Raw genomic sequence first — 17466 nt, forward strand, 5'->3', positions numbered from 1 at the left:
CGGTAACCGGTGCGCCCCAAAATCGAAGCGCGACCATGCCCGACAATGGTTAAGGGAGACTTTACCCGCCGCCCTTCAGCACCGCACCGACGAGCAGCGAGGTCGGCGTCTCGCGCGCCAGCATGACCTGCCCGCCGTTCTGCGCCGCGACCGCCTGCACCAGCACCGCGGGCGCGGTGCGCGACGTCATGGCGGCGCTGGCCTCGCCATCCTTCAGAATGCGCTCGACGTCGGCGTCGACCAGGATGCGCTCGGCTTCGGCGTGAAGCGCGATTTCGATCCCCTCGCCCTGCCGCTCGCAGCCGATGTCGAGCCGTCCGCCGCGTACCAGCGCGTCGACCAGGATCAGCGCGAGGTTCAGGATGATCTTGACCGCCGGCTTGGGCAGCGGCTCGTCGCCGATCATCCAGTTCAGCGTAATCGGCCGGTCGGCCATGATCCCCTCGATCGCCGCCTTGGCCTCGCCCGGCGGCACCGCCTCGCCGAAGCCGCCCGCCGACCCGAAGGCGAGGCGGAAGAATTTCAGCTTCGCCGCCGAGGTCCGCGCGCTCTGTTCGAGCAGGTCGATGCACCGCGCGCGCATCTCCGGGTCCTTCTCGTCGGCGAGCAGTTCCAACCCGTTGGCGAACGCCCCCACCGGACTCAGCAGGTCGTGGCACAGGCGCGAGGCCAGCATGGAGGCGAAATCGACGCGATCGTCGGTCATGGATGAATGGGCTCCCCAGCGCAGGTTCCGGACGTTTCCGGCTTGTCCGGTCCCTAGGGCAAGCGCGCCCCCGAGAGCAAGGGCGAACCCCCTTGAATTTCCGCGCCCCAAAACCACATCTTCCCCGATGCAGGGGGACGAGGATATCTTGACCGTGACGCTGGGTGTCGGCGCGGCCGGGCTGCGGCTCGACCGGGCGCTCGCCGAAGCGCTCCCCAACCTCTCGCGCGAACGACTGAAGACGCTGATCAAGGGCGGCCGCGTCGCCGACGAACGCGGCGCGGTGCTCTGGGACCCGTCGGCGAAGGCCGCGGTACCCGCGACGCTGGCGGTCCGCCTTCCCGCCCCAGCCCCGGCGCATAACGTCGCGCAGGACCTGAGTCTCGTCATCGCCTATGAGGACGAGCATCTGATCGTCGTCGACAAACCCGCGGGCATGGTCGTCCACCCCGCCGCGGGCAATGCCGACGGCACGCTCGTCAACGCACTGCTCCACCATTGCGCGGGCCAGCTTTCGGGCATCGGCGGCGTCGCCCGCCCCGGCATCGTCCACCGCATCGACAAGGACACCAGCGGCCTGATCGTCGCTGCCAAGCACGACAAGGCGCACGAAGGCCTTGCCAAACAATTCGCCGCGCACAGCATCGACCGCCGCTATCTGGCGCTCGCGACCGGGCGTCCGATACCCGCGAACGGCACCGTCGACGCGGCGCTCGGCCGCTCGCCGACCAACCGCAAGAAGATGGCGGTCGTCACAGCGGGCCGCGGCAAGCATGCGATCACCCATTACCGTACGATCGAGCCGTTGAACGGCGCCACGCTCGTCGAATGCCGCCTCGAAACCGGCCGTACCCATCAGGTGCGCGTCCATATGGCGCATATCGGCCACCCGCTCGTCGGCGACCCGGTCTATGGCCGCGCCAGAAAGCCGCTGTCGGACCTGCTCAAGGCCAGGAACTTCGCCCGTCAGGCATTGCACGCGGCCCATTTGGGTTTTATTCATCCGGTCACCGGTACGAAGATCGCGCTCGACAGCGAAATCCCCCCCGATATGCGGGAACTGATCGATGAATTGCGCGTTTAAGTTTCGAATGAAAATCTATCTCGACCGCCGGATGCAACCGCGGCATATTTCTCCTCTGGATATTTAGGGAAGACGCTTTTCATGGCTGACAAAAGCAATGTTCCGGCCACGGTGCCCGCACTCGGCGGAGAGGCGAGCCTGAACCGCTACCTGGCCGAAATCCGCAAATTTCCGCTGCTGACGCCCGAGCAGGAATATATGCTCGCCAAGCGCTTTCAGGAGCATGGCGATAATGAGGCGGCGGCGCAGCTCGTCACCTCGCACCTCCGCCTCGTCGCCAAGATCGCGATGGGCTATCGCGGCTACGGCCTGCCGGTCAGCGAGCTGATCAGCGAGGGCAATATCGGCCTGATGCAGGGCGTGAAGAAGTTCGACCCCGAGCGCGGCTTTCGCCTTGCCACCTATGCGATGTGGTGGATTCGCGCCTCGATCCAGGAATTCATCCTGCGCTCGTGGAGCCTCGTCAAAATGGGCACCACCGCGGCGCAGAAGAAGCTGTTCTTCAACCTCCGCCGGATGAAGAACAACCTCGAAGCGTTCGAGGATGGCGACCTATCCCCTGAAAATGTCGCCAAGATCGCGACCGACCTCGGCGTCACCGAGGATGAGGTGGTCAGCATGAACCGCCGCATGGCGATGGGCGGCGACACGTCGCTCAACGTGCCGATGGGCGAGGATGGCGACAGCCAGTGGCAGGACCTGCTCGGCGACGAGGAACCGCTGCAGGACGAGCGCGTCGCCGAGGCCGAGGAACGCAGCGTGCGCCACGACCTGCTCAACGAGGCGCTCGAAACGCTGAACGAGCGCGAGCGCCATATTCTGACCGAACGCCGCCTGACCGACGACCCCAAGACGCTCGAGGATTTGAGCCAGGTCTATGACGTCAGCCGCGAACGCGTCCGCCAGATCGAGGTCCGCGCCTTCGAGAAACTTCAGAAGGCGATGCTCAAGCTGGCCGGCGAACGCCGCCTGATCGGCGCCTGACCGGTCAGAAACGCCGGACGTAGCCCGCGTAGAGCTGAACGTCCGGGCTGGCACGGTTGAGCCCGGCATTGACGCCGATGTCCCATTGGCTGTCGGCTCCGGGCTGCCATCCCAGCGACACGCCCGCCAGCGCCGCGGTCGCATGACCCGCCGGATCGCGGTCGCGCGTCAGCGACAGTTCGACCGCCGCCGATACATCGTCCGACAGGTCGAACCCCAGCCCGGCGACCGACCCATAGGCCAGATGGCGTCCGTCGCCGTCAGCATCGACCGCCGCGTCGACATGCGGCGAGAGCCCGAGCGACAGCGCTCCAAGCTCGAAACTGACCGGTACGATCAGCCCCGCGCCCCAGTCGCCCGCGCCGACACCATCGCCGCCCAACGGCAGCGTCGCATAAGGCATGATCGCCAGCGAGAAGCCCGACCCGTCGGGGCTGCGCAGATTTTGCCGCAGCGCCAGCGTGACGTCGCCGGTCCGCGTCCGCCCCGTCCGATCGCCCGTCGCCCGGTCCCGCTCGCGGACATGGCCCAGCATCGTCCAGCCGACCTGCACCTCGAGCGAGGGCGTCAGTCCCGCGCGCAGCAGCGTATCGCCGAAGGCCCAGCTATCGGTGCGGCTGTCCGCATTGTCGTCGAGCGTCCAGTCGGCGACCCCGACCTCCAGCACGACGGCCCCGACATCAACGGTGCAGGCCGGCGTACCGAGCCCTGGCCGGTCGGGGCAAAGCGCACGCCCCTCTTCCGCCAGCGCGGGGGTCGCGGCCGCCAGTGCGGCGACCAGCATGATCGATCGAAGCGGCATCCGTCCTCCCTTGCCTGCACTCCCCGCTTCTTGTCGAGCAATGCGCCCTGCCGATCAAGCCCGCTTGCCTCGCCGCGGCAAGCGGCTAGTTTGCGCGCATGGCAACCAAATCGCGCGCGACCAAGCGCAGGCTCCCCTGGTATCTGCGGCCCTTCAAATGGCTGCTCTGGTTCATCCTGATCAGCATCGCCTGGGTGCTGGTCTACGCCGTCGTGCCGCCCCCGGTGACCTTCACCATGCTCGCCGACAGCAGCGGCATCATCAAGGACTGGACCGGTCTTTCGGACATCGACCGCAACATGGTGCGCGCGGTCATCGCGGCCGAGGACGGCAAGTTCTGCAACCATGACGGCTTCGACCGCGCGGCGATCGAAGATGCGATCGAGCGCAATGCGAAGGGCAGGAAGCTGCGCGGCGGCTCGACCATCAGCCAGCAGACCGCGAAGAATGTCTTCCTGTGGCAGGGCAGCGGCTGGACCCGCTATGTCCGCAAGGTGCCCGAGGTGTGGTTCACCTTCCTGATCGAGACGATCTGGGGAAAGCGCCGGATCATGGAGGTCTATCTGAACGTCGCCGAGACCGGCATCGGTACCTATGGCGTCGAGGCGGGCGCGCAACGCTATTTCCGGCACGGCGCCGCCAGGCTCACCCCCTCCGAAGCCGCGCGCATCGCCGCGATCCTGCCGCTGCCCAAGAAGCGCGAGGCGATCAGCCCCTCGGGTTTCACCCGCCGCTACGGCAACACGATCCGCGCCCGGATCGGGGTAGTCGGGCGCGACGGGCTGGACGCCTGCGTTTATCGGTGACGCTGGTTGTCCGCTTGGAGTGGAAAGCTGCCATACCCCCATCTTCGTCATTCCCGCGAAGGCGGGAATCCAGTGTAGGGTCAGCCGACGCACGCTCGGGATTCCCGCCTTCGCGGGAATGACAAGGTTATAAAGCGCCGATCGTCGTATAACGGTCGGAAAGCAACCCCCTACGCCGGCTTCCAGCTCTTCCGTTCTTCCGCCTGCTTCAGCACCTCGAACGCCGCCTGCCCCGCCGCGAAGCGTTTTGCCGCCTCGGCATCGCCCGGTTTCACGTCGGGATGGCACTCCTTGGCCAGTCCGCGCCACGCCTTCTTCGCCGCCTCGAAATCGGCGTCGGGTTCCAGATCGAGAACCTCCAGCGCGCGCATCTCGTCGGCGCTGCGGCTGCCGTCGCCCGCTCCGCCCCAGCCATAATGCTGCGCACGGGCATAGCTGCGCGCGCCACGGGCTTCCTCGGCGGCACGGTCGGCCGCCTCCTCGGCGCTGAGCCCCGCGAAATAGTCCCAGCCGCGATTATATTCGGCGGCGTGCGTTTCGCAGAAATACCAGCGTTCGGGGCTGTTCGGCGACTTGGGCGCGGGACAGTTGCCGGGCTCGCTGCATCCGTGCCGGTCGCACAGCCGCACCTGCTGCGCCTCGCGCCCCTGCCCATAGGCGCGCCAGCGGGGAAATCCCCAGTCATCGGATCTCTTGGCGCGGCTCATCCGGCCCATGTAGCGATTGCGCCTCGCCATGGCTAGGCGCGAAGCCGAAAAGCTAGGACTGATCGACATTCGGAGGATGGCGAGCCGAAAATGGTGAATTTGCGGGCTGTCAGAGCTGAGTGTCGATCCGCCCTAGTCCTTGGCGGTGTATCCGAACGCCTTCTGCGCCAGCTTCACCACCGCCGGATCGCGGTCGGGCGGGGTCATCGGCACCGCGGCCTCCAGCGCCTCGGCGACATGGGTCAGCGCGGCGATGCGCGCCGCCTTCTTGTTGTTGCCGTCGATCACCTTCCACGGCGCCCAGCGCGTGTCGGTCTGCACGAACATCTCGTGCATAGCGGCGAGATAATCCTTGCGCTTGGCCCGGTTACGATAATCCTCGGCCCCGGTCTTCCAGCGTTTCCACGGATCGTCGAGCCGGTCGGCGAAGCGTTCGTCCTGCTCCGCCTGGGTGATGTGGACGAACAGCTTGACCAGATTGGTTCCGCTGCCGGTCAGTTGCGCCTCGAACTCGTTGATCTCGTCATAACCCTTGCGCCATTCGGCCTCGCTCGCGAAACCCTCGACGCGCTCGACCAGCACCCGGCCGTACCAGCTCCGGTCGAAGATCGAGATCTCGCGGTTGCCAGGCAGCCGCTTCCAGAAGCGCCAGAGGAAATGGCGCGCCTTTTCCTCGTCGCTCGGGGCGCCGATCGGCCACACCTCGAAATAGCGCGGGTCGAGCTGCGCGGTCAGCCGCTGGATGATGCCACCCTTGCCCGCCGCATCCCAGCCTTCGAACATGAGGACGCTGCGCTGGCCGTGGGTGATATGCGCCGCCTGGATGCGCTCGAGCCGCTCCTGGAGTGCGACCAGATCATCGCCATATTGGCCGTCATATTTGGCGCCGTCTTCATAATCGGCGAGTTCGATGGTCATCGCGTCGTCCCCTTGAAATCCCGCCGCTGCTACCACAGCGAAGGCTGCGAGGCGACGCGGTTAACCCTGATTGGCCGTCGCCTCGGCGAGCAGCGCCGCGATCCGCGCCGGGTCCTCCATCGGGATGAAATGGCTGTTCGCGTCCCACAATTCGTCGCGCACCACACCCAGATGCGGACCGAGCCCGGTCCAGGTCGGGCTTTGCGAGAAATCCATCATGTCGCCGCGCGTTCCCGTCGGCGCACGGATCAGCGTTGCCGGTGCGCCGAGGTCGCCGAGCCAGCGATATGGATCGGTGCGCAGCGCATTCTGGTACATCGAGGCTTCGAGTGCCGGCGGACAGGCCAGTTCATAACCGTCCCCGACGGGAAGCAGCCCGTGGGTGCAATAATCGCCCAGGACTTCGGGCACCCAGCCGCTGTAGGGCGCCCGATCGGCGAAGCGATCGCGCATCTCCTCCGCGCCGGTCCACCGGTTGCGGCGGCGCGCGACGGGATGCTCGGCCGGATCGGGCACGGGCAGCGCGTCGGCGCCCCCGTAAAGCTCCGGGGCCATGATGACGGGGTCGATCAGGACGAGATGCCCGAAGGCGTCGGGTCGCTCGGCGGAAAGGCGCGTCAGCACATAGCCGCCCATGCTGTGCCCGCAGCCGACAAGCGGCCGTCCCGCGAACCGGTCGACCAGCGGCAACAGCACGTCGGCGTTGGCGCCCCAGTCGGCGAGCGTCGCGGGCCGGAAGCTGCGCCCATGCCCGCGATGATCGGGCGCGACGACATGCGTGCCTGCCGGAAGCGCCGCGACGACCCGATCCCACAGCCGGGCGTGAAAGCCGGTCGCGTGGAGCAGCAGCAGCGAAGCCCCCTCCCCCGGCGTTCCCCACTCGAACCAGCAGATGTCGCCGCCCGGCGTCGCAAGCCGGTGTTCGCGGGGCGCGGTGCTCACGCTCAGTTCTTCGGCCCGTCGACCAGCCGGATGCTGAGTTCCTTGAGCTGCTTGTCGGTGACCGGCGCCGGGGCGCCCATCATCAAATCCTCGGCCTTCTGGTTCATCGGGAAGACGACGACCTCGCGGATGTTGGGCTCGTCGGCGAGCAGCATCACGATACGGTCGACCCCCGGCGCCGACCCGCCGTGCGGCGGGGCGCCGAACTTGAAGGCGTTGATCATGCCGCTGAAGTTCGCATCGACCTCGGCCTGGCTATAGCCCGCGATCTCGAACGCCTTGTACATGATGTCGGGGCGGTGGTTCCGGATCGCGCCCGACGACAGTTCGACGCCGTTGCAGACGATGTCATATTGCCACGCGAGGATGTCGAGCGGGTCCTTGGTCTCCAGCGCTTCGAGCTCGCCCTGCGGCATCGAAAACGGGTTGTGACTGAAGTCGATCTTGCCGGTGTCCTCGTCGGCCTCGAACATCGGGAAATCGACGATCCAGCACATGGCGAACCGGTTCGCGTCGATCAGGTCGAGTTGCTCGGCGACGCGGGTGCGCGCCAGTCCCGCGAGCTTCGCGGCGACCGCTTCCTTGCCGGCGGCAAAGAACAGCCCGTCGTCGGGGCCGAGACCCAGTTCGGCGGCCAGCGCGTCCATCTTCTCCGGGCCGTGATTCTTGGCGATCGGCCCGCCCCATTCGCCGCCCTTGCGCGTCGCATAGCCCAGCCCCGCAAAGCCTTCGCCCTGCGCCCAGCTATTCATGTCGTCGAAGAATTTGCGGCTCTTTTCCGCCGTCCCCGGTGCCGGGATGGCGCGCACCACGTCGCCCGCCGCGACGATATCGGCAAAGCGGCCGAAGCCCGACCCGGTGAAATGCGCCGACACGTCGCTGATGACCAGCGGGTTGCGCAAATCCGGCTTGTCGTTGCCATATTTCAGCATCGATTCCCGATAGGGGATGCGCGGGAACGATCCCGCGGGGGTCACCGTCTTGCCGTTCGCAAACTCCTCGAACACGCCCGCCAGCACCGGCTCGATCGCGTTGAACACGTCGTCCTGCGTCACGAAGCTCATCTCGAAGTCGAGCTGATAGAATTCGCCGGGCGAGCGGTCGGCGCGCGCATCCTCGTCGCGGAAGCAGGGCGCGATCTGGAAATAGCGGTCGAAGCCCGCGACCATCAGCAACTGCTTGAACATCTGGGGAGCCTGCGGCAGCGCATAGAATTTGCCGGGGTGGACGCGGCTCGGCACCAGATAGTCGCGCGCGCCTTCGGGCGACGAAGCCGTCAGGATCGGCGTCTGATATTCGGTGAAGCCCTGTTCGACCATGCGGCGGCGCAGGCTGGCGATCACGTTCGAGCGCAGCAGGATATTGGCGTGCAGCCGGTCGCGGCGCAGGTCTAGGAAGCGGTATTTCAGCCGGATATCCTCGGGATATTCCTGCTCGCTCGCGACCGGCAGCGGCAGTTCGGCGGCGGCCGACTGCACCGACACTTCGCGCGCGCGCACCTCGATCTCGCCGGTGGGCAGGTTCGCGTTGACCGTCTCGGCCGAGCGCGCGACGACGTCGCCGGTGATCGTCACCACGCTCTCCGCGCGCAGCCCGTCGAGCGTCGCGAAGGCCGCATCGCTGCTGTCGGCGACGATCTGGGTCAGCCCATAATGGTCGCGCAGATCGACGAACAACAGCCCGCCATGGTCGCGCTTGCGATGCACCCAGCCCGAAAGGCGGACGGTCTGACCGACGTCCTGACTGCGAAGCTGGCCGCAATGATGGGTGCGATAGGCGTGCATATTGTCGTCTTTCAATGTCCGGGAAGGCGCAAGGCATGATCCGCGCCAATATGGCCGCGCCTAAGGCAGGGCAGCGGCGCTTTTGTCAAGGGCGCAAAGTTTCCGCGCCCGCGGTTGACTCGGCCCGCGCAACCCGGTTCGATAGGGGCGACCGGATGCGAAAGGGGGCAGCAATGGCAAAATCCGCCGACAGGAAGGCAGCGACAAGGCCGACAGCGCCCGTGCCGAAACCGGAAAAGACGCGTTCCCCTGCCCGCGCCGCGGCGCCGGCGAAACCCCTTCCGCCATCGCCGCCAAGCCCTGGCCGCAAGTTCGCCGGCGTGATCCTCGGCATCGCGGCGCAGCGGCTGCTCGCGGCGGGCGTTCGGCGCCTGCTGCGCCGCCTTCGATAGCTGCGCGAAGCGGTGGCAATTTTTCCTGCCCGTCGGCGCCGACTCGCTGTATAGGCGCCGCATGCAAATTCATCCGCTTATCGAGTCCAGCACCGCGCTCTCCGAATTCTGCGACCTCATCAAGGACAGCGATTTCATCGCGGTCGATACCGAATTCATGCGCGAAAACACCTTCTGGCCCGAATTGTGCCTGATCCAGGTCGCCGACAGCCACCATGCCGCTGCGATCGACCCGATGGCGTCCGGCATCGACCTGAAACCGCTGCTCGACCTCCTCGTCGACAATGAAGCGGTGCTCAAGGTCTTCCACGCCGGCGGTCAGGATGTCGAGATCATCTACAATCTGACCGGCAAGACGCCGCACGCCATCTTCGACACGCAGATCGGCCAGATGGCGCTCGGCCAGGCCGAACAGGTCGGTTATTCGAACCTGGTCGAGGCCTGGCTCGGCATTCAGCTCGACAAGGGCGCGCGCTTCACCGACTGGAGCCGCCGCCCGCTCGACAAGCGGCAGATCGACTATGCGATCGGCGACGTCACGCACCTCGCCAAAATCTTTCCGATGATGCTCCAGAAGCTCATCAAGACCGGCCGCGGCCACTGGCTCGACGAGGAAATGGAAAAGCTCGCCGACCCGTCCCATTACAGCGTCGACCCCGATAATGCATGGCACCGGATCAAGGCGCCGTCACGCAAGCCGGAGGTGCTCGGGCGGCTCAAGGCGCTCGCCGCGTGGCGCGAGCGCGAGGCGCGGACCAAGAACCTGCCCCGCGGCCGCATCGTCAAGGACGAGACGCTCGCCGACCTCGCCGCCCATCCGCCGAAGAACCAGGACGGGCTCGGGGGGGTGCGCGGCCTGTCGGCGACCTGGAAGACGAACGATATCGGCGGCCGGCTGATGGACGCGCTCGCGGTCGCCAAGCCGCTGGCGAAAGAGGACATGCCCGACCGCGCGCCGCGCGGACCGGGGCTGGGCAAGGAAGGCGCGCTGGTCGGCGACCTGCTCAAGCTGCTGCTCAAGATTCGCGCGCGCGAGCTCAACATCGCGGCGCGGCTGATCGCGCGGAGCGACGATCTGGAAGCGCTGGCGGCGGGGCGGCGCGACGATATCCCGCTGATGCAGGGCTGGCGCTTCGAGGTGTTCGGCGGCGCCGCGCTCGATCTGGTCGAGGGACGCATGGGCTTCGCCGTCAAGAACGGCAAGCTGGTGATGAGCCGGATCGAAAGCGCCGCGGCCGACGCCGCCTAATACCAAGGTGCGGTGATCTTGACCGATGAGGACGGTTTCTGGTGGTTCTCGGCGAGGAGGCCGCGCCGGGACGATGTGGGTCATCGTCCCAAGCAGGCGACGCTGTCCGAGAGCCGCCAGAAACCGCCCGCCGGGTTGCCAGTCCCGCTTGCTGGCGAGGAGGAGCGGAAGCGGCGATGTGGTTCATCGCTGCGACGCGCCGACGCGGTCCAGCAGGCGGGACTGGCAATCCTCATCGGTCAAGATCACCGCACCTTGGTATAAAGCAGCACCAGTTCGGGCTTCGCGTCGAGCGCCTGGGCGAGCGCGCGCAGGCGGCGGTCGACCGATTCCCCCGCCAGATGATGCCAGTCGGGATCGAGGCCGAGGACGAGGCTGTCGCCCCGCCGCGCGATCGCGCTGGCCTTGAGCGGCGCCTCGACGCCACCGGTCAGCCGTTGCGCAAGGCGGATCGCCAGACCCCATTGCCGCGCCCGCGCCAGCCGCTCGGCCGACACCAGCGCGCCCATCGCCGGGAAATCGGCGTCGGCGCCGCCGAAACCGGCGTGCAGCGCACGGGCGAGCAGGATACGGCCCGCGATATCGGTGCCGCGCCAGTTGCCGTGCAGGCCGATCTCGGTTCCGCGCTCGGCCCGGAAATCGGGGTTCGCCGACCAGGCGACGTCGCTGAGCAGGCTCGCGGCGAGCCGGACGCGGCCGTCGGCGGGCGCTTCCCCGGCGAACAGCGGCGCGATCCAGTCGGCGACCGCGCGCCCGTGCGGAGCGAAGCGCGCGAGCCGGCGCCCCTCGAACTCCGCCGCCACGATCAGCGGGTCCTGCGCGCGCGTCCGCTCGTCGAGCGCCTGATAGAGCAGCCCTTCGCGCAGCCCCGAGGACGACACCGTCATGTCGGGCACGTCGATGATGTTGACCAGCGCGGCAAGCAGCGCCGCGGCATCGGGCAATGTCGCGGCGCGGTTCGACGCCATGCCGGGGATCGCCTTCAATTCCTCGAAGCTCATCCGCCGGGTCGCGCGGAGCAGGCGGCGCAGCGCAGGACGCGGCAATTGGTGCTGATCGAGCACCGCGAGCGGACTCTTGGTCAGTTCGAGGTCGAGGCGCGCCAGCGCGCGCCACGAACCGCCGACCAGATAGAGCGGCAATCCCGCCAGATCGCCTGGCCACCCCGCCGCGCGCAGCATCTTGCGTACTGCGCGTTCGAACGCCTGCTGCCCGTCCTTGCGCAGCGCCGGCAGCCTCAGCACGCCGAGCGGAAAAGAGGCGCAGCGACCGACGGCGCCGTTCGCTATTTCGGCAAGCTCGAGGCTGCCACCGCCGAGGTCGACCGAGATGCCGTGCGCGTCGGGAATGGCGGACAACACACCGCAACCTGCCGCCTCGGCCTCTTCCGTGCCCGAGAGCAAGCGGATGTCGAGACCGGCCTCGGCGGCGCCGGCAATGAAGTCGCCGCCGTTGGTCGCGTCGCGCACCGCGGCGGTCGCGACGCATTGCAGATCCTGTACCCCCATGTGGCGCGCGAGCAGCGCATAGCGGCGCAGCGCGAACAGGCCGCGCGCGGCGTCCTCTTCGGCGATGCGCCCGTCGATCGCCAGGCCGCGGCCGAGCCCGGCGGGTACCTTCTCGTTGAAGATCACCGCCGGCGCGCGCCGCGGCCCTTCATAGACGACGAGACGGACCGAGTTGGACCCGATGTCGATGACGGCGGATCGATGCGGCAAAATGTCAATCATCCCGCGTGGTGAAAGCGAGCGTCGGAACGTCGTGACGCTTGTGGAGCGCGGTTCCGCGCCCCGACAGCGAAGGATTGTTCATGAAATAATGATGCAAGTTGAATGGTTTGTCATCCGGAGTTAAGCGAATATAGGTGCCGTCTGGCTGCAATACCCAGCTTTGCTCGTTATCGATCAGATTGGCCACGAGTACCTGATCGAGAATCTGGTCGTGGACGGTCGGATTCTCGATCGGAATCATATATTCGACGCGGCGATCGAAATTGCGCGGCATCCAGTCGGCCGACGAGATGAAGAGCTTCACCCCCTGATGCGGCAGGAGCGCACCGTTGGCAAAGGCCCAGATGCGGCTGTGCTCCAGAAAGCGGCCGACGACCGACTTGACCCGGATCGTTTCCGACAGGCCCGGCACGCCCGGCCGCAGGCAGCAGATGCCGCGCACGACCAGTTCGATCGGCACCCCGGCCATGCTCGCTTCATAGAGCTTGTCGATGATGTCGGGATCGACGAGGCTGTTCATCTTCGCCCATAGCCCCGACGCACGCCCGGCCCGCGCCGCGACAATCTCTGCGTCGATCAGATTGCAGATGTTTTGCCGCATGTTGAGCGGCGACATGGTCAGCATTTCGAGCCGCTCTGGCTCGACATAGCCGGTGATGTAATTGAACAGTTGCGCCGCGTCGCGCCCCGCGCGCGGGTCGGCGGTGAAGAAGCTGAGGTCGGTATAGATGCGCGCGGTGATCGGGTGATAGTTGCCGGTGCCGAAGTGGCAATAGGTGCGATAGCCCTGCCCCTCGCGGCGCACGACCATCGAGATCTTCGCGTGCGTCTTCCACTCGATGAAGCCGTAGACGACCTGCACGCCGGCGCGTTCGAGCTGGTTCGCCCACAGCATGTTCTGCTCTTCGTCGAAACGCGCCTTCAGCTCGACCACCGCGGTCACCGACTTGCCGGCCTCCGCCGCCTCGATCAGCGCACGGATCACCGGCGACTGGTTGCCGGCGCGATAGAGCGTCTGCTTGATCGCCACCACGTCGGGATCGGCCGCCGCCTGACGGAGGAAGGAGAGGACGACGTCGAAGCTTTCATAGGGATGGTGGACGACGATGTCCTTGCTGCGGATCGCCGCGAAACAGTCGCCGCCATGTTCGCGGATGCGTTCGGGGAAACGCGGCGAATAGGCCGGGAATTTCAGGTCGGGGCGATCAACCTCGACCAGCGCCGAGAGGGCTGCAAGCCCGACGAAGCCGTCGAGCTTCGCGACGATCGCCTCATGTCCCTGAATATCGTCGCCGAGCACCGCGGCGAGCTCGCCCGGCATGTCGGCCGCGAGTTCGAGCAGGATGACGCGGCCGCGGCGGCGCCGGCGGATCGCGGTGCGGAACAGGCGCACCAGATCCTCGGCTTCTTCCTCGATCTCGATGTCGCTGTCGCGGATGATGCGAAAGACACCGCGCGCGCGGATCGTGAAGCCCGGAAAGAGCAGGTCGGCGAACAGCTCGATCAGATATTCGATCGGCACGAAGCTCGTGGTTTCCCCCGGCACCGGCGCGAAGCGCGGCAGCGAGGCGGGGATCATCACCAGTTCGCGGACCGTATCGCCGGTCGCCTTGCGCTGCAGGTCGAAGATCACCCCGAGCCCGCGGTTGGGGATGAAGGGAAAGGGGTGCGCCGGATCGAGCACCTGCGGGGTCAGGATCGGAAAGATCTGGTCGAGGAAATAGGGTCGCAGCGCGGCGCGCAGCGCCTCCGCATCCGATCCCGCACCATGAACGACGATTCCCTGCGCGGCGAGCAGGCGGTGCAGCCGTTGCCATTCGGACTGCTGCTGGTCGACGAGGCGGTTCACCTCGGCCTCGATCTCGGCGAGTTGCTGTCCCGGCGAGCGGCCGTCGGCCGAGGGGTCGTCGATTCCCTGAAGCTGCTGGCCCTTGAGGCCCGCGACGCGGACCATGAAGAATTCGTCGAGATTGCTGCCCGAGATCGACAGGAAACGCAGCCGTTCGAGCAAAGGATGCGCCGGATTGAGCGCCTCTTCCATCACCCGGCGGTTGAAGGCGAGCCAACTCAGCTCGCGATTGAAGAAGCGGTCGGGGCCGAAATCGGGCGGCGACGCATCGGCGTCATTGTCGGCGCGCAAGGGGCTGCTGTTTAACGACATTGTCCTGGTTCCTGCCTTTCGAGCAAATCGGGATCGATCAGCCCCTGTGACAGTAATGTTTCACGCGTAAGACGGACTCCCACGCGCCGCCCCTGTTCGAGCGAGGCCGCGTCGAGCGCGGCGACGATGCGGTGGAGCATCGCATAGCTGCGCTCCATCCGCGGCACGATATAGGACGCGACCTCGGGCGAAATCGCCATGCCGCGCTGCGCGAACAGCGCCTCGATCAGGTCGCGCGCCAGGCAGTCGTCGGGCTCGCCGATCGTCAGCACCGGTACCGCGCGCAGCCGCGACGCAAGGTCGGGAAGCGCGACCTGCCAGTCGGCGGGCGGCGCATCGGCGACGATCAGCAGCGGTGTGCCGCTCGCCTGCGCGGCGTTCCAGGCGTGGAACATCGCCTCTTCGGGCACGCTGTCATGCCCGTCGATCACCCGGCCGCCGGTCTCGCGCGCGAAGAGCCGCCCCATCAGGCTGCGCCCCGACCCGCGCGGCCCGGTGAGCACCGCGGTGCGCACCGGCCAGGTCGAGACGTGACGCAGATAGCGCACCGCATCGGCGTTGCTGGTGCCGACGAGCAGCGGCCCGTCATTGGCGCCGCCGGCGCTCCAGTCGAGCGGGAGGGCGATCTGGGAGGCGGGGCGATCCCGGGGGGCGCGTGCCATCAGCGGCTGATCCGCAGCGTACTGCCGCCCTGCTGCACCTTGTAGCCGCGCGCTTCGAGCGCGGCCTTGAGCGCCGCGATATCGCCGCGGAAGGTCACGCGCATCACCGACGTGCCGCCGAGCGCGAGGCTGGTCGTCGCCGCCGACTGGACGCCGGGGATGCCGCCGATCGCGCTTTCGGTCGCCGACACCGACCCGACGTCGGGCGAGGCATATTGGACGGTGAAGCTGACAACGCCGGGCTGCGCCACGGGCGGCGTCACGCTCGCGTCGACCTCGCCCGCCGGCACCTCGGCGATCGTCTCCTCGGGCAGGTCCTCCTTCTCGACCGGCTTTTCGAGGACCAGATAGCGGTCGGTGCGAAGGACGCCGGCGGCGAGCGCGTCGGTATAGATGCGATCCATCCGCGCGACCGCCTTTTCCATCATGTCGGGCAACGCCCTGGCGCTGGGGCCGGTCATGGTGAAGGTGGCGATCAGCTTGTCGTCGGGGCCGAAACGCGCCGCGAAATGGCCGGCGATCGGTCCGCCCGGATAGCTGTATTCGACCCGTGCGGTCGGCATCAGCACGTCGGCGGCGCCATATTGATCGAGGATCACGCGCCACCACACGCGCCCGCGCCGCCCGGTCTGCCCGGCATTGAGCAGCAGCGTGTCGACGCCGGTGCCGGCGGTGCGGACATAGTCGATCGCGCTCTGCCCGGTGTGATATTCGGCCCAGGCGCGCTGCCATTCGCTGCGCTGTTCGAACACCTGCGGGATGCCCGCGACCGAATAGACGGGAATGACAAGCAGCGGCGGCGAGCGCAGCGTCCGGCCGCTGACGCCCAGAATCTGTCCGGCGCGCACGCGGTCGAACTGGACGCCGAGCGTCGCGATATAGCGGCGCGGGCCGATCTGTTCCCGTTCGACGACGATCGCGGTGACGATGCCGTCGAGCACCGAATCGGTCAGCGCCGGGCCAGCGCTGCCATTGGTCTGACGATAGAGCTGCGCCCAACCCTTGCGCTGCGCCTCGCGCCACCCGAGCTGCCGCGCTTCCTCGCTGGTCTTCGCGGTGACATCCACCTTGATTCCGCTGGCCAGAAAATCGCCGCTGCTATTGATCGGGGTGATACCGCGGTCGCCGCGCGCGATCTGCCCCTCGACGATCCCGGCGCCAAGCACGAGCAAAAGCAGGCCGATCATTGCGGCGACTCGCCAGTCGCGGCGCAAAAGGCCAGCCAGGTCGAGGCGCGAAGCGGGGCGAAGGGGGACGGCCGAAATCATCTCTTCTCTATTCTCTGCCCCGAAGCGGCGACCGCGACAAGGAAATCGTGGCATTTGTCGGCTGGAACCGTTAGTCGCGCGTGCCATGGATTCCAAGCACAACGAGCCCGCCTCCTACACTTATGCCCAGGCCGGCGTATCGATCGACGCCGGCAATGCGCTGGTCCGTGCCATCGCCCCGCTGGCCCGTGCGACGCGCCGGCCGGGCGCCGACGCCGATCTCGGCGGCTTCGGCGGCTTCTTCGACCTGAAGGCGGCGGGGTTCCGCGACCCGCTGCTCGTCGCCGCGAACGACGGGGTCGGTACCAAGCTCAAGCTCGCGATCGATTCGGGACGGCACGACGGGGTCGGCATCGACCTCGTCGCCATGTGCGTGAACGACCTGATCGTCCAGGGTGCCGAACCGCTGTTCTTCCTCGACTATTACGCGACCGACAAGCTCGACAACGACACCGCAACGGCGGTGGTCGCCAGCATTGCCGAGGGCTGCAAGCAGGCGGGATGCGCGCTGATCGGCGGCGAGACGGCCGAGATGCCGGGCATGTATGCCGAGGGCGATTACGACCTTGCGGGCTTTTGCGTCGGCGCGGTCGAGCGCGATGCGGTGCTGACCGCCGACAAGGTCGCGGCAGGCGACGTGATCCTGGGCCTCGCCTCGTCGGGCGTCCATTCGAACGGCTTTTCGCTGGTGCGGCGCCTCGCGGCGGACAAGGGGTGGAAACTCGACCGCCCCGCCCTGTTCGACCAGAATCTTTTGCTGATCGACGCGCTGATGGCGCCGACGCGTATCTATGTGAAGAGCCTGCTGCCGCTGGTGAAGACCGGCAAGGTCCACGCGCTCGCGCATATCACCGGCGGCGGCCTGCTCGAAAATATCCCGCGCGTCCTGCCGAAGACACTGCACGCGCATATCGACGCCGACGCCTGGCCGCAGCCGCGGCTGATGGCCTTCCTCCAGGCGCAGGGGCATATCGAGCCGGAGGAAATGGCGCGCACTTTCAACTGCGGCATCGGCATGGCGGTCGTGGTCGCGCCGGACGACGCCGCGGACGTGACCGCCGCGCTCGAAGCGGCGGGCGAGACGGTGCACCGCATCGGCCATATCGCCAAGGGCGCCAAGGGCTGCACCGTGGCTGGCGGGTCCGACACATGGAGCGCGATGGCGGCGTGGAGCGCGACGTACCAAGGCTGACCCCTTTCCCCGTTCGCCCTGAGCTTGTCGAAGGGCCGCTCTTTTTCTTTTGAGGTTGAAAGACAGAACAGTGCTTCGA

16 protein-coding genes are annotated in these 17466 nt (G+C 67.2%); 6 read left to right on the forward strand and 10 right to left on the reverse strand.

The genetic code is table 11. From position 1 onward, the window contains the following. Positions 1-61 precede the first annotated feature (61 nt). Positions 62-706, reverse strand: coding sequence for a histidine phosphotransferase family protein (locus tag FHR21_RS09280; RefSeq protein WP_184097486.1), 645 nt, complete (start codon positions 704-706; stop codon positions 62-64). 127 nt (positions 707-833) lie between these two features. Between FHR21_RS09280 and FHR21_RS09285 the strand changes: the two genes are divergently transcribed. Continuing rightward, complete coding sequence (locus FHR21_RS09285) at positions 834-1790, forward strand: RluA family pseudouridine synthase (RefSeq protein WP_184097488.1); 957 nt, start codon at positions 834-836, stop codon at positions 1788-1790. An 81-nt stretch (positions 1791-1871) separates the two neighbouring features. Then, positions 1872-2774: an RNA polymerase sigma factor RpoH gene (gene rpoH / locus FHR21_RS09290; protein WP_184097490.1), complete on the forward strand. Its 903-nt coding sequence runs from the start codon at positions 1872-1874 to the stop codon at positions 2772-2774. A 4-nt stretch (positions 2775-2778) separates the two neighbouring features. Here rpoH and FHR21_RS09295 read toward each other — a convergent pair whose 3' ends face one another. Continuing rightward, the gene (locus FHR21_RS09295; RefSeq protein WP_184097492.1) at positions 2779-3576 is read right to left on the reverse strand and encodes a transporter; all 798 of its coding nucleotides are present in this window, start codon (positions 3574-3576) and stop codon (positions 2779-2781) included. A gap of 98 nt (positions 3577-3674) precedes the next feature. Here FHR21_RS09295 and mtgA point away from each other — a divergent pair, with 98 nt between their 5' ends. Further along, a complete protein-coding gene (gene mtgA / locus FHR21_RS09300; RefSeq protein ID WP_184097494.1) occupies positions 3675-4382 on the forward strand; it encodes a monofunctional biosynthetic peptidoglycan transglycosylase in 708 nt (235 codons plus the stop codon). 170 nt (positions 4383-4552) lie between these two features. On the opposite strand, the gene FHR21_RS09305 is transcribed toward mtgA, so the two are convergent. From FHR21_RS09305 to aspS, 4 genes are all read right to left on the reverse strand, one after another. Next, entirely contained in the window at positions 4553-5089 is a 537-nt protein-coding gene (locus tag FHR21_RS09305; protein WP_184097588.1) for a J domain-containing protein, read from the reverse strand. A 132-nt stretch (positions 5090-5221) separates the two neighbouring features. Next, a complete protein-coding gene (locus FHR21_RS09310) occupies positions 5222-6007 on the reverse strand; it encodes a polyphosphate kinase 2 family protein (protein ID WP_184097496.1) in 786 nt (261 codons plus the stop codon). A gap of 60 nt (positions 6008-6067) precedes the next feature. After that, positions 6068-6949 carry an alpha/beta fold hydrolase gene (locus FHR21_RS09315; protein ID WP_184097498.1) on the reverse strand — a complete coding sequence of 294 codons (882 nt, stop codon included), beginning with the start codon at positions 6947-6949 and terminating at the stop codon, positions 6068-6070. 2 nt (positions 6950-6951) lie between these two features. Beyond that, on the reverse strand, positions 6952-8733 hold the full coding sequence (aspS, locus tag FHR21_RS09320) for an aspartate--tRNA ligase (RefSeq protein ID WP_184097590.1): 1782 nt from the start codon (positions 8731-8733) through the stop codon (positions 6952-6954). Positions 8734-8906: 173 nt separating this feature from the next. Between aspS and FHR21_RS20690 the strand changes: the two genes are divergently transcribed. Both FHR21_RS20690 and rnd read left to right on the forward strand, forming a co-directional pair. Further along, positions 8907-9125, forward strand: coding sequence for a hypothetical protein (locus tag FHR21_RS20690; protein ID WP_221235103.1), 219 nt, complete (start codon positions 8907-8909; stop codon positions 9123-9125). Between the two features lie 61 nt (positions 9126-9186). Continuing rightward, complete coding sequence (rnd, locus tag FHR21_RS09325) at positions 9187-10374, forward strand: ribonuclease D (protein ID WP_184097500.1); 1188 nt, start codon at positions 9187-9189, stop codon at positions 10372-10374. Positions 10375-10619: 245 nt separating this feature from the next. Here rnd and FHR21_RS09330 read toward each other — a convergent pair whose 3' ends face one another. The 4 genes from FHR21_RS09330 to FHR21_RS09345 are packed head-to-tail and all read right to left on the reverse strand — an operon-like array spanning position 10620 to position 16195. Further along, positions 10620-12104 carry a Ppx/GppA family phosphatase gene (locus FHR21_RS09330; RefSeq protein WP_184097502.1) on the reverse strand — a complete coding sequence of 495 codons (1485 nt, stop codon included), beginning with the start codon at positions 12102-12104 and terminating at the stop codon, positions 10620-10622. Next, positions 12097-14265, reverse strand: coding sequence for an RNA degradosome polyphosphate kinase (locus FHR21_RS09335; RefSeq protein ID WP_246427141.1), 2169 nt, complete (start codon positions 14263-14265; stop codon positions 12097-12099). Before FHR21_RS09335 ends, FHR21_RS09330 begins: the two co-directional genes overlap by 8 nt. Then, on the reverse strand, positions 14256-14927 hold the full coding sequence (locus FHR21_RS09340) for an HdaA/DnaA family protein (RefSeq protein WP_184097504.1): 672 nt from the start codon (positions 14925-14927) through the stop codon (positions 14256-14258). The genes FHR21_RS09335 and FHR21_RS09340 overlap by 10 nt, the downstream gene beginning before the upstream one ends. Further along, positions 14927-16195, reverse strand: a complete 1269-nt coding sequence (locus FHR21_RS09345) for a heavy-metal-associated domain-containing protein (RefSeq protein WP_184097506.1) — start codon at positions 16193-16195, stop codon at positions 14927-14929. Before FHR21_RS09345 ends, FHR21_RS09340 begins: the two co-directional genes overlap by 1 nt. 85 nt (positions 16196-16280) lie before the next feature. Here FHR21_RS09345 and purM point away from each other — a divergent pair, with 85 nt between their 5' ends. After that, positions 16281-17387: a phosphoribosylformylglycinamidine cyclo-ligase gene (gene purM / locus FHR21_RS09350; RefSeq protein ID WP_184097508.1), complete on the forward strand. Its 1107-nt coding sequence runs from the start codon at positions 16281-16283 to the stop codon at positions 17385-17387. Positions 17388-17466 lie beyond the last annotated feature (79 nt).

This window comes from Sphingopyxis panaciterrulae (assembly GCF_014199295.1).
Taxonomy (GTDB): Bacteria; Pseudomonadota; Alphaproteobacteria; order Sphingomonadales; family Sphingomonadaceae; genus Sphingopyxis; species Sphingopyxis panaciterrulae.